The sequence below is a fragment of the Alkalinema sp. FACHB-956 genome (genome assembly GCF_014697025.1).
In the GTDB taxonomy this organism is placed as follows: Bacteria; Cyanobacteriota; Cyanobacteriia; order Leptolyngbyales; family Leptolyngbyaceae; genus Alkalinema.
This window is the reverse complement of sequence record NZ_JACJRC010000001.1, coordinates 675,722-688,496: the sequence shown is the minus strand read 5'-3', so window position 1 is coordinate 688,496 and position 12,775 is coordinate 675,722. Positions and strand designations below refer to the sequence as shown.

Below are 12,775 nucleotides of genomic sequence, written 5' to 3'. Positions count from 1 at the left end.
ATGTATTGCCAGAACGTATTGCCAGAATGTATTGCTAGAACGTATTGCCAGAATGTATTGCCAGAATGCTAGGGTTCTGGTTCTATTCCCGTTGTACAAAAATAATGTTTTCCGTAACCTGCTCAAAAGTATCATCGTGACTAATCACAAATAGTTGACGGAAAGTTTTAATATTCGCGATCGCTTCTGCAAGGCGCACTCGACGGAGGCGATCCATATTGGTTGTCGGCTCGTCAAAGAATGCGATATTAATGTCCGCTAATACTTTCAACAACGCGAGACGAACAGCCATGGCTGCACACATCTGCTCCCCACCGGAGAGATTCACAAAGCGGCGATCGTTGGCCCCTTCCCGCACGATGATTTCATAGTCCCTCGTCCATTGCAGGGCGACGTTGGGGCGGTTGAGCAGTTCGCGAAATAAGCGATCGGCCTCACGGGAAATATTTTGCACATAGCGCTCGGTAATGCGGGGCCCCGCTTCTTTATAGGCTTTGCGAGCAAACTTGATAAATCGCTCCACCCGCTGTTTCTGCTTCAGTTCAGTCTGAGCTGTAGCCAGTTGCGATCGCACGGTTTCCAACTTTTGTAGTTGCGCTGCATACTCGGCCAGTAACTTTGCATTAATGGGTAGCTGAGCGCTTAACGTTGCTTGCTGGGTTTGGGCAGCTTGGTAGGCGGCTTGTAGCTCGATCGCCTGCTGGGGATCAAACGTAATGGTGAGTGCTTGTTTTTGGGACTCTAGATCGGTAATTTGGGCTGTGATTTGGTTGAGTTGTAATTGGGTGGCTTCCAATTCCTGTTGGCGTTGGCGGTAGCTATTGGCAAGTTCCCGATGCTTGAGATAGAGGGTATAATCCGATCGATGAGTTTCCCGTTGGGTTTGCTGTTGCTGTATTTGATCTGCTAGATCAGTGTAACTTGCGAGTTCTGTGTCGATCGTCGCAATCTCTGTGGCGGTCGATTCTAGGGATTTCTGTAACTCCTGTAGCTGTTTCTGAAGTTGCGGTTTCTTCTGAATCTCCTGCTGAAGTAAACGGCTACGTCCGCGTGGATCGTCAAGCTGGTTTAGCTGCCCTTGGATTTTTTCGATTTGCGTTTGTAAATAAGGTTCATCGGCAAATTGGGCTGTCATTTCTTGGAGATGGTGCTGTACCTCGGCAATTTCCCGATCGAGGGTCGCCAAGGTTTGCTCCTGGCTAGGCAGCGTCAAAAATTGGGCCTGCTGTTGTCGCGCTTTTTGCAAAGCTTGTTGAACTTCTTGGAGATGGTGTTGGAGCCGATCGACCAAAACCTGTTCTGCCAAATCTTCCAAAATGTCCTGTAAATCCGTTCGCAGTTGTGCTTGTAGGTGAACGCCCGCTTGAAGGGTCGATCGTACCTGATCTAACGGATTGGCCCACAACGGAGCGGCCTGTAGCAGTTCGTCTAAAATGCCTTCAGCGGTTTGTAACTGCTGACTATGGATGTGACCGCGTTGATCGGCCTGCCCGACAATCTGGCGCAGATCGGTTTCAAATTGAGTCGCAGCAGCGATGCGGCTCAATTGCTGTTGATAGCGGGTCTGTTGTTCCTCTAGCTGGGGAATGGTTGCGACTGCATCGGCCAGCGATCTCAATTGGTCGATCGTCGTTTGCAAGCTTTGCCGCCGCTGGTGCAATTGATTGAGGCGTTTTTGTTCGCGCAGTTGGGTTTGCCGTCCGGTTTGGCACGCTTGCAGTTTCTGCCGGATTTCCTGTTGCTGGGCTTCTAACTGGAGCTGTTGATCAATCAAAGGGGCCAAGGTTGCTAGGGTTTGCTCGGCGGCATGGCAGCGATCGAGTTGGCTGGAAATTGTAGCTAACCGGGCTTGGCGATCGCTACTGGCTTGAATTAAAGTTTGCTTATTTTGCAGTAAGAGTTGTTGCTGCGATCGTTGTTGCTCTAGAACTTGCAAGGCTTGTTCCGCTTCTTGAAACAGCCGATAGGGTTCCCGTCGTACCGTGCAGATATCAACGGCTTTTTGAGCGGCGTGTAATTCCTGCTGACGTTGTTCTAGTAATTGCTCATAGGTGTGGGCTTGGGCTTGCGATCGTTCGATCGATTGATTGAGCGTTTGTAGTGTTTGGACTTGCTGCTGGGCTTGCTGTTGTTGCTCCTGGAGAGTCTGGAGTTGCTGATTGCATTGGTTCAGATCTTGCTGAATCGTTTTAATTTCTTGGTTGAGATTATTGTGTTTAGTGGTGACATCATCCCAGTCTTGGAGTAAAGTTTGATATTGTTCGATTTCGCGGCTGAGGTGTTCCGTTTCAGCTTTGGCGTGCTTTTCCAGACTATTCAGTTCCTTATAGGTTTTTTGGTACTCTTCCACCTTCAGTACTTGGTCAAAGGTGGCTTTCCGCTTACTAGGTTCCAGCAGAAAGTCAGCGGTAAACATGCCCTGGGGAACCCCGATCGTATTGGCAAATAAATCCGCTAAATTAGTACCGGGGGAAACGCCTAAATGTTGCCGCAGCCAGGGTAGAACTTCTTCCTTAATGCGGGTGTAGTTCAGTTTTTGCCCCAGTTGGGGATCGTAAATGGTATAGCCCGCTTTGGTGCAGCGCTGGACTTCGTAGGTGCGCTGGTCGCGGCTGGAAATGAACTGTACCCGAACTTGAGCGGTGGTGGCTCCATTCCGCACGAGATCTTCCACACGATAGCTACCACGATGGTCAAACAGGACCCAAGCCACCGCTTCCAAGATACTGGTTTTCCCTGCCCCGTTTTCGCCGCAGATCGCATTGGTTCCGGGCTGAAAGACAAAATGTCGATCGCTGTGGGCTTTGAAATTAGTGAGGCTGACTGACAGAATTTCCATGGGAACCAGAACCAAGGGTGCGGCGGATCGCGTTGAATACCGCAAATCTCCTTGTCAAATTATGACGGATTTTATAGAGATTGCTGCGGGGATACCTGGGATTTGGCTTGATTTTAGCCTGGTTGATCCCATGAAGAGGTTTTCTAGACTGGCTCCTACCCATTGCCGTGGACAATCGGGTACGATCGTCGGTATCATTCCCACCATTCTTGGTCTGGATATTAAATAGGATTTCCGTCCTTGGAGAGGTTGTATGGCATACAGTGACTTCACCACGATCGCAAAAGTTCAGGCATTAGGAATCAAAGTTATTGAAGCTCAATTCCTCCCAGACATTACTCCGATCTCGCCCAGCGACTATCTCAAGGAAGCCCTCCGCCTTGGGCTGCCGTTGGTTTTGGCAAGAGGATCGGAAAAAGCTCGATCGGAATTGTTAATTGCCCCGATCTTGCTGGAGGTGAGCCGCCATCTCAGCCAACAGGCCAGTTTATTTTCCGGAGAAGATTTCACCGTTGATCCCGCTAGAGGTCTCAACGGACTCTGTGACTTCTTGATTAGCAACTCTCCGCAACAACTGGAAATTGAGAAGCCCGTGATCGTGATTGTGGAGGCCAAGAAGGTTGATCTCAACAGTGGTCTAGCCCAATGTCTGGCGGAAATGGTGGCAGCCCAACAGTTTAATCAATCTGAAACAGAACTGATTTATGGTTGCGTGACCACTGGAACCGGCTGGAAATTTCTGAAATTGCAAGGGGCGATCGCCAGCGTTGATGTGTTTGAGTATTCGATTCCTCCGGTGGATTATGTGTTAGGGGTTTTGGTCTGGATGGTTCGACAGTTCGCAGCAGCCTAGGGCGTCAGGGCTTCTGCAAGGACTTGGCCCATTCCACCGCGATCGCCACTTCCGTAAAGGGAATCTGGGTCGGTGCGGGAGCCGTTTCCGTCAGCAGTTCCAGCACGATCGTTTTGCCTGTTTCCGGTGGTTTCGCTAAATCCACCACCTGACCATCCACCCGTAACTGCACGGTTTTCACCGTTGGCAGGGTAAGTTCCTGGCGATCAACCAATCCCTTACGACTCGGCACGCCCCAGACTAAGCGATCGCCCGTTTGACCCAAGGCCGATCGAATGTCGTATTTGGAACGATCGAACTGCTGCGCCCATACGCGATAGCCTTCGACCTTTTGGTATTCATTCCAACCGGCCCAAGCCAGCCAGAGAAAGACGCCCAGTAGCGGAAACCAAAGTAATCCATGCAGCATTGTGTTTAGCGTCTCCGTTCTTGTAATTTCCGATAGACAGCCTTGATGTCTACCTTGTGGGCGGCCATGGCAACTAAGGTGTGGTAGAACAAATCAGCCACTTCCCCTGCGATCGCTTCAGCATCGTCGTCCTTGCAGGCCATGACCACTTCCGCTGATTCTTCCCCCACCTTTTTGAGAATCTTGTTATCCCCACCCGCGAGCAATTTGCAGGTATAGGAATCGGGATTGGGATTGTCCCGCCGATCGCAGATGACTTGAAACACTTGGGACAACGTATCTGCGGGCGGGGGAGTAATGCTGTGATCCACTTGGTGGAAACAGCTCCGTTCACCCGTATGGCAGGCAATATCGCCAATCTGTTCAACCGTCACGAGAATGGCATCGCTATCACAATCGTAGCGAATCGATTTGACGTTTTGTGTATGGCCGGAGGTTGCTCCCTTATTCCAAAATTCCTGCCGCGATCGGCTCCAGAACCAGGTCGTCCCGGTTTCCAAGGTCTTCTGCAACGACTCCGCATTCATCCAGGCCATCATCAGCACCGTCCCATCCAGATAATCCTGCACGATCGCGGGTACTAACCCCTGCTCGTTATATTTAATTTTCTCAACAGGAATGGACTGGGCAGAAACAACGTCAGACATGGCGATATCCTGGAAATGACCAAATCAATATTATTTCACAGCCCTCCTCCCCTTTGAAAGTTCTTCTTGCCTTGCCCGTCTCTCCGTTGTGATGTGAGTGCTCGCCCATGCTGCCTTGTTCTGTCCGATCGGTGAAAGCCCCGCCCATTAAGTGCCAGGGCATCAAAACGAAGCTGGTGCCCTTTATTGCGGCTAATCTGGCTTGGCAACCGACACCAGAGGCCCGTTGGATCGAACCCTTTTTGGGATCCGGGGTCGTGGCGTTTAATCTAGCTCCGACCCATGCGCTGCTCTGTGACACTAATCGCCATTTGATCCAGTTCTATCGATCGATCCAACAGGGGCAGATGACTCCTGGCCAAGTGCGCGAATTTCTCACCCAGGCGGGGGAACAGTTGCGCAGTCAAGGCGAAGCGTACTACTACGCGGTGCGCGATCGCTTCAACCAGCACCCTGATTCCTTAGATTTTCTCTTTTTAAATCGCTCCTGTTTCAACGGCCTGATGCGATTTAACGCCAAGGGAGGATTTAATGTGCCCTTTTGCCGCAAACCCCAGCGCTTTACCCCGGCCTACATCACCAAAATTGTCAACCAAGTGGCTTGGGTGGCCCAGCAAATGCAAGGGAAACAGTGGCAGTTCCAAGTAGCGGACTGGCGGGAAACGCTGGCTCAGGCGCGATCGACGGATTTTGTCTATCTCGATCCACCCTACATTGGCCGCCATACGGATTACTTCAACCAATGGTCGATTGCTGAAGCCGAAGCCCTGGCAGAGATCACGAAAAATTTGCCCTGTGGCTTTGCCCTCTCCATGTGGCTGTCCAACGCCCACCGCTACAACACCCATCTGGCGGACTGTTGGGGCGGATTAGACCTGCGATCGACCCAGCATTTCTACCACGTCGGCTCCTTTGAAACCCTGCGGGGGGCGATCGCCGAAGCCCTCGTGATTGCGCCGGAATGTGCTGCCCCGATCTCGTCCTCGATCGCGCCCCCGATCGCTTCCCCGGTTGTGGGGGGTGTTCCTGAGACGGGCTGCGATGCCGCACACTCCAACCTCGTGGGATAATTCAAAACAGACCCTCATTGCAGACGCACTTTTAAGGAGAGAGCTTTGATCACGGGGACTTTCAAAACAACCAAATCAGAAGAAATCTTTGCGGCGGCCCAGAAGCTCATGCCCGGTGGTGTGAGTTCTCCCGTTCGAGCGTTTAAATCTGTGGGTGGCCAGCCGATCGTCTTCGATCGGGTGAAGGATGCCTACGCTTGGGACGTAGATGGCAACCAATATATTGACTACGTGGGTACCTGGGGGCCTGCCATCTGCGGTCACGCCCATCCCGACGTGATTAAGGCCATCCAAGCCGCTGCGGAAAAAGGGACCAGCTTTGGTGCCCCCTGTGCGCTGGAAAATATCTTGGCCGAAATGGTGATCGACGCCGTTCCCAGTGTGGAAATGGTGCGCTTTGTAAATTCCGGCACCGAGGCTTGTATGGCGGTGCTGCGCCTGATGCGGGCTTATACCCAACGGGAAAAAGTCATCAAATTTGAAGGCTGCTACCACGGACATGCCGATATGTTCCTGGTCAAGGCGGGATCCGGTGTGGCGACCCTCGGCTTGCCCGATTCCCCTGGGGTGCCCAAGTCCACGACGGCGAATACTTTGACTGCGCCCTACAACGATCTGGATGCAGTGCGGAAGCTGTTTGAGGAAAATCCTGGCGAAATTTGCGGGGTGATTCTGGAGCCGATCGTGGGGAACGCGGGATTTATCACGCCCGATGCAGGGTTCCTGGCGGGTCTGCGGGAACTGACCACGGAACATGGTGCTTTGCTGGTGTTCGACGAAGTGATGACCGGCTTCCGTATCTCCTACGGTGGGGCGCAGGCGAAGTTTGGCATTACGCCTGACCTGACGACGATGGGTAAGGTGATTGGCGGGGGGCTGCCCGTGGGAGCCTACGGCGGTAAGCGGGAGATCATGCAACTGGTGGCTCCCGCTGGCCCGATGTACCAAGCGGGTACGCTGTCCGGCAATCCCTTGGCGATGACTGCGGGGATCAAGACCCTGGAAATCCTGAGGCAACCCGGCAGCTATGAATATCTCGATAAGATCACCACAAAGCTGATCAACGGCCTACTGGCGATCGGGAAGGAAACGGGCCATGCCATGTGTGGCGGATCCATTAGTGCGATGTTTGGTTTCTTCTTCTGTGAAGGCCCTGTGCACAGCTACGAAGATGCCAAGAAGGCGGATACTGTCAAATTTGGCAAGTTCCACCGTGCGATGTTAGAGCAAGGGGTTTATCTGGCTCCGTCCCAGTTTGAGGCGGGCTTTACCTCCTTGGCGCATACGGATGCGGATATCGATCGCACCCTGGAAGCGGCGCGCACCGTGCTCTCCAAATTGGCTTAATTGAAAATCCTCCCTACCCTCAGCCTCAGCGGGGGTGGGGGATTTCAAGCAGGGTGTCTGAGAAGTGGGGGGAGTCCCAGCGTGCAGCGATGGCTCCCCCCGCACAAGACGATGGGGTTTCTGGGTGAACTTATGAATCGTTCTAGTTGGCTACGGAAGATGAGCAGCCTGCCCTTGTGCCTCGTCGTCTTCCTGACGGCGATCGTTCCGCAGGCGGCCCTGGCTCAACCCGTTTCCCTAAAGCAATCGCAGAAAGCGCGATCGCCGAAAGTCAGACTCAAATTACCCAAGCTCCCACCGGGGGATCCTCCCGGTGGCAGACGGCGCGGTGGGGGTGGGCGCGATACTTGCCCGGAGGCGGGGGTGCCTCTGACGGCATTGGTCCCCGTGACGCCGCGATCGCGCAATGGCAAAGTCATCGAAGATGTTTGGGGCCTCACTGCATCAGAAAAGCCCAACTTTTGGTTTTATAGTCCCTATCCGCAGGGCGATCGCTTCAAGACCTACTTTGTGCTTCGTCAGAAAAATAAACATGGTGACACGATCGCGCGTTTGCCGATTCAATTACCGTCCCGTCCGGGTTTGTTGAAGGTCACGCTGCCGGAAAAAATGTCTGCCTTACAGATCGATCGGTCTTATTATTGGGCCTTGTCGATCGATTGCCGGGAAGCAGGCAAAGGCGTTCCCTTGACCGTGGAGGGCATGGTGCATCGGGTGAATTTACCAGACACTGTCAAGCAACAAGTTGCAGCGGAGGTCAGCCCAATCGGCCAAGCCCAAACGTATGCGGAACAGGGGATTTGGTTTGAAGCGTTGGATTTGCTGAGTGATTGTGAACAGAATGATCCGAATTTAAAGGCCAATTGGGAAGCGTTGTTACGATCGGTGGATCTTGACCCGACTCAGTTTGGTTTGTAAATCATCCAAGGTTTAGATCATGGGATTTCCCAAATATTGGCTCTGGAGTCTTCCCCTTTCGCTGCTCAGCTTGGTGGGGCTACTCGGTTTACCCGGTTTAGCTCAGGTGAGTGCGGCGGGGGATGGCATTGGTACGATCGTCAATAACAGTCCAACGCCCAATCAGTTGGATATTACGAACGGGACGAGATCGGGAAATAACTTATTCCACAGTTTTCAGCAATTCAATCTTGGGACGGGGCAGACGGCGAATTTTGTGGTGTCGCCAGAGGTTCAGAATGTGTTGGCGCGGGTGAGTGGGGGAGCCGCTTCGATCGTCGATGGCCGCATCCAACTGACGGGGGGCAATAGTAATCTTTACTTGATGAATCCCGCTGGAATTGTATTTGGTAATAATGCAACATTGAATTTACCCGCAGCATTTGTGGGGACTACGGCCAATGGCATTGGTTTTGGCAATGGCCAATGGTTTAGTGCCAGGGGCCAAAATAATTTTGCGCAATTATCGGGCGTGCCAACTCAGTTTGCTTTTACAGAAAGTAACTCCGGTGTGATTGTTAATGCAGGAAAGTTGAGTACCCAGAATGATCAGCCCTTAGCGTTGATTGGGGGGACGATCGTGGCGACGCAGTCTTGGGAAAATAAAGGGGCATTGGCGCTGGTGACCGTTGAAGGGGCGCAGGTGGTGGAGCTGACGTTGCCGGGGGGACTCTTGAGACTGGCGGTGAAGGTTACCCCTATGCAAGTGGGAAATGCGATTCCCAATCGCTGGACAACCCCGATCTCGACTTTGCCCGAATTATTGACGGGGGGCGATGTTCAAACTGCAACCCAAATTACGACGGATGGGACTGGTCGTATTATTTTATCTGCTACGAATCCCCAGCCCATCACGATTCGTTCGGGTGATATTGTTGTGCATGCAATTAAGATTTTGAACAAAAATAGGCAGGGTGATGTTTATGATATTTGGGTTGATGCACAGAATACTTTCCGAGCCGTGGGCATATTGCCCCAGCAATTTGTAAATACCAATAAAAGTAATGGAGAGAATGTCTCGCTTCCCATCAGTATCCGTACTATTGGAACATTAACTATTCGCCATAGTGGTGCCCCTTTTGTCGAAGCGATCGGATATCAACGTGACACAAGCGGTGTGGTGTTACGGGATCAGCGTGGGCGCAGGGTTTTATTGAATGGGCAGCGTAATGATGACTCTAATCAGCCGGAAACCCTATTCAAATATGAGGATACAGGGCTGTCGTTTGATCAGGATGTGAATGGGAGCTTAACGACATTTATTGACCCGACTTTTAATTTAAGTCAGGATGATAGTCTAGCGAACTATGCCAAGGGGCTGGTGATTGTGCAGGATTCAGAAGGCAATGGGGCTTTACTGGGAAGTCTGCAAGACAGTAGCCTTCGCGGGACTCGTGATATCACAATTGTCACCACCCTGAGACCCAAAGGGACTGTGACATCCCCACGCCCGCCGGAAATTAGTTGTGCCGTTGGGCAGAATAGGATTGCGAAGGCTCGATCGAATAACAATAGCGTCACTTGTACTTCGGATAAAGTTGCACTCCCCGCCCAATCTGGGCAGATTCTTCAGATTGTGCCAGCACCGTAAGTTATGAAATGTAGCCGTGGTCGATCGATCGCATTGCTAAGCTTTCTATTACTCAGCTTCCATTGCTTACCCACGATCGCGGTAACGGCGAACCCTGATCCAGATATCGTCTTCCAGCAGGGGGTTAATGCCTATCAGAAGGGTCAGCTAGAACAAGCGGCCCAGCTTTGGCTCCAAGCCTTCCAGTTATTTCAAGCCAATCACGATCGAGAATCCAGTGAGGCGATTCGATCGAATCTTCGTGTTATCCAAGCTGACTTGGAAAACATGACGCTGAGAAAAACGGCGATCGGGGATTATCAATCCGCTTTGAGTGCAATTCAGATAGCCTTGACGATCGCGACAACCTTACAAGATGCCCTAGGCCAGATGCAGGCGATGAATAGTTTGGGCAATATTTACGTTTACCTAGGAGAGTATGAAGTCGCGATCGTACAGTTTGAACAAAGTTTAACGATCGCGAAACAACAATCGGATTGGGAACATCAAAGCAAAGTAATGGGGAATTTAGGGGTTGTCTATGCGGCTTTGGGGGATTATCAACAAGCCTTGATCCAGTATGAGCAAAGCCTTAAACTCCAACGAAATAATCCCTTAGGGCAAAGTTCAACGTTATTGAATTTGGGCAATATCAAGCAGGTGCAGGGGCAATTTGCTGCTGCGATGACTGATTATCAGCAAGCGCTTACCCTTGCTCAAACCCATCAAGATTTCGTCCGAATGCGGCAGGCGCTCAATAACATGGGGCTGGCCTTGGCCTATCAAGGCGATTACAAACCCGCGATCGACTACCTGCAACAAAGTTTAAAAATTGCCCAGGATAGCCAAGATATTGTGACGCAGACGGCAGCGTTGAATAATTTAGGCCATGCCTATTTGGGAGATCGACAGTTCGATCGGGCAGAGGCTGCTTTGCGACAAGCGGTGCAATTACGCGACAAACTCCGCCAAGGCTTGAGCGATCGGCAACAGATCGCGCTATTCGATACCCAAGTGGCCACTTACAATTTGTTGCAGCAGGTTTTAATGGCTAAAAAACAGCCGGAACTGGCCTTAGAAGTCTCAGAACAAGGTCGGGCGCAAGCGTTTGCCAAACAATTGGCCCAGCAAAGAGCAACGACGGGCGCACGATCGGCACGATTGCCTAATCTTGATCCCAGCAATCTTGCGCCAAATTTAGCCCAAATCAAACGCATTGCCCAAGCCCAACAAGTCACGATCGTTGAATATGCCTTGGTTCCGGATGAGGCTTTTCAATTTCAAGGCAAACAGCGGGGGCGATCGGCGGGCTTATATATTTGGGTGGTGCAGCCGAATGGGACGGTGCAGGTTCGGACGGTCGATTTAACGTTTTTATGGCAGCAGCAGAGTGATTTTGCTGAGTTACTAGAGGTTGCCCGTTGTGGCATTATGCGATCGGCTAGCGATCCGGAGACCTGTGGTCAGCTGTTGACAACCTTGCGCCAGGAATTTCCGCCACCCGACAAGGGGGAAGTGCCATACCATCCAGCCCTACAAAAGTTGCATGAGCTATTAGTTACCCCGATCGTCGATCTGCTGCCGCCCGATCCGGCTCAAACTGTTGTCTTTGTGCCGCAGGAGCGTTTATTTGTCTTGCCTTTTGCGGCCTTGCAAGATCGACAAGGCCGTTTTTTGATTGAGCGGCATACGATCGTCCATGCGCCTTCCATTCAAGTCCTAGATTTAGCGAGTTCGCCTCAAAAAACGTCTCCAACCGCCACAGCAGCAGCCTTGATTGTGGGGAATCCAGTCATGCCAACCACCTGGAATTTAGCGACCAACGCAGCGGAGCAACTCGCCAATTTGCCCTTTGCTGAAAAAGAAGCGATCGCGATCGGACAACGGTTACAGGTGCCTGTTCTGACCCAAGCCCACGCGCTCAAATCGACGGTTCTGTCCCAAATGCCCCAGGCTCAACTGATTCATTTCGCTACCCATGGCTTGTTGGATGATCTCCGGCGATCGGGAATTCCCGGTGCCCTCGCGCTTGCGCCGAGTGCGGGCAATGATGGGTTTCTATCCAGTGATGAAATTGCTCAACTGCGGTTGCAAGCGGATTTGGTGGTGTTGAGTGCCTGTGATACGGGGCAGGGAACGATTAGTGGGGATGGGGTAATTGGTTTGTCGCGGGCCTTCATGATTGCGGGGGCGAGGCGGGTGGTGGTTTCGCTGTGGCAGGTGCCGGATGATTCAACGGCGGAACTGATGCAGCAGTTCTATGCAGAACGACAGAAGGCTCCTGATGCTCAGGCTCTGCGATCGGCGATGTTGGAAACCATGAAGTCCTATCCAGAACCGCTGAATTGGGCACCGTTTTTGATGATGGGGCACGATCGGCGTTGATGCGATCGCTGCTGCTGAAAAATGGCTCAAAAAAATTTCAAGACTTTGCATAATGCCCAGCCATTGCCCTGATAGGTGACTATCTTTGCCAATGGAGAAGCCTCCCTATGAAATTTCAAGCTCATTGCTCGATCGCGTTTTTAACGGGTTTGCTCGGCTGGAATTTGGCCGCAACTTCTGCCCAAGCGATGTGTGCCAATCCGCTCAAAGATAGCCGCTTTGAAGAACAGAAAATTGGCCGGATTTTGCCCCCTTGGGTTGCGGAAGGCCGTGCTGGAATCGATATTAATCAAGGCTATAGCTATGAAGGGCGCAATAATGCCTGGTTGCGCAATACATCGGGTTGGAATGCACTCCGGCAGAAGGTGCGGTTAGTCCCGAATCGCAACTATGTCATTCGTGCTTATGTCAGGACTTCGGGCAATGTGCAGGATGGCTATTTTGGGGTGCGCCATGGGAATCAAGCGGTTTTGGCGGAAGTGAAATTTGGGCCACAAGCGCAGTACAAACAGTTAACGGTTCGCTTTCGTACAGGGGACGCCACGGAATACAACATTTTTGCTGGCTTCTGGGCACCGGGCGCGGATGCTTGGGTGCAAGTGGATAACCTGAGTCTGGAAGGAAGCAGCGATTGCCCTGATACGGAATAGCAAAAAAAAATTAGCGATTTTGCGTAATTCTCGATCGCGCTCCCGATA

General features: G+C 51.9%; 10 protein-coding genes. 7 read left to right on the top strand and 3 right to left on the bottom strand.

What is annotated here, in order from left to right; all coding sequences use genetic code 11:
- Nucleotides 1-82: 82 nt before the first annotated feature.
- Nucleotides 83-2,884 (bottom strand): SMC family ATPase, encoded by a 2,802-nt coding sequence (locus tag H6G21_RS02775; RefSeq protein ID WP_242041596.1) that lies wholly within the window; start codon nt 2,882-2,884, stop codon nt 83-85.
- 208 nt (nt 2,885-3,092) lie between these two features.
- On the opposite strand from H6G21_RS02775, the gene H6G21_RS02770 reads away from it, so the two are divergent.
- A complete protein-coding gene (locus H6G21_RS02770) occupies nt 3,093-3,692 on the top strand; it encodes a hypothetical protein (protein ID WP_190570194.1) in 600 nt (199 codons plus the stop codon).
- 4 nt (nt 3,693-3,696) lie between these two features.
- Here the strand turns inward: H6G21_RS02770 and H6G21_RS02765 are convergent, their stop codons facing one another.
- Both H6G21_RS02765 and hisIE read right to left on the bottom strand, forming a co-directional pair.
- Complete coding sequence (locus H6G21_RS02765) at nt 3,697-4,101, bottom strand: hypothetical protein (protein WP_190570192.1); 405 nt, start codon at nt 4,099-4,101, stop codon at nt 3,697-3,699.
- A gap of 5 nt (nt 4,102-4,106) precedes the next feature.
- A complete protein-coding gene (gene hisIE, locus H6G21_RS02760; RefSeq protein WP_190570517.1) occupies nt 4,107-4,754 on the bottom strand; it encodes a bifunctional phosphoribosyl-AMP cyclohydrolase/phosphoribosyl-ATP diphosphatase HisIE in 648 nt (215 codons plus the stop codon).
- Between the two features lie 101 nt (nt 4,755-4,855).
- Here hisIE and H6G21_RS02755 point away from each other — a divergent pair, with 101 nt between their 5' ends.
- The 6 genes from H6G21_RS02755 (at nt 4,856) to H6G21_RS02730 (ending at nt 12,727) form a co-directional block, all read left to right on the top strand.
- Complete coding sequence (locus H6G21_RS02755) at nt 4,856-5,818, top strand: Dam family site-specific DNA-(adenine-N6)-methyltransferase (protein WP_190570190.1); 963 nt, start codon at nt 4,856-4,858, stop codon at nt 5,816-5,818.
- 45 nt (nt 5,819-5,863) lie between these two features.
- A complete protein-coding gene (gene hemL / locus H6G21_RS02750; RefSeq protein WP_190570188.1) occupies nt 5,864-7,165 on the top strand; it encodes a glutamate-1-semialdehyde 2,1-aminomutase in 1,302 nt (433 codons plus the stop codon).
- Between the two features lie 132 nt (nt 7,166-7,297).
- Nucleotides 7,298-8,083 carry a DUF928 domain-containing protein gene (locus H6G21_RS02745; protein WP_190570185.1) on the top strand — a complete coding sequence of 262 codons (786 nt, stop codon included), beginning with the start codon at nt 7,298-7,300 and terminating at the stop codon, nt 8,081-8,083.
- A 19-nt stretch (nt 8,084-8,102) separates the two neighbouring features.
- Nucleotides 8,103-9,713 carry a filamentous hemagglutinin N-terminal domain-containing protein gene (locus H6G21_RS02740; RefSeq protein WP_190570183.1) on the top strand — a complete coding sequence of 537 codons (1,611 nt, stop codon included), beginning with the start codon at nt 8,103-8,105 and terminating at the stop codon, nt 9,711-9,713.
- Nucleotides 9,714-9,716: 3 nt separating this feature from the next.
- On the top strand, nt 9,717-12,077 hold the full coding sequence (locus H6G21_RS02735) for a CHAT domain-containing tetratricopeptide repeat protein (RefSeq protein ID WP_190570181.1): 2,361 nt from the start codon (nt 9,717-9,719) through the stop codon (nt 12,075-12,077).
- Between the two features lie 107 nt (nt 12,078-12,184).
- Nucleotides 12,185-12,727, top strand: a complete 543-nt coding sequence (locus H6G21_RS02730) for a hypothetical protein (RefSeq protein ID WP_190570179.1) — start codon at nt 12,185-12,187, stop codon at nt 12,725-12,727.
- Nucleotides 12,728-12,775 lie beyond the last annotated feature (48 nt).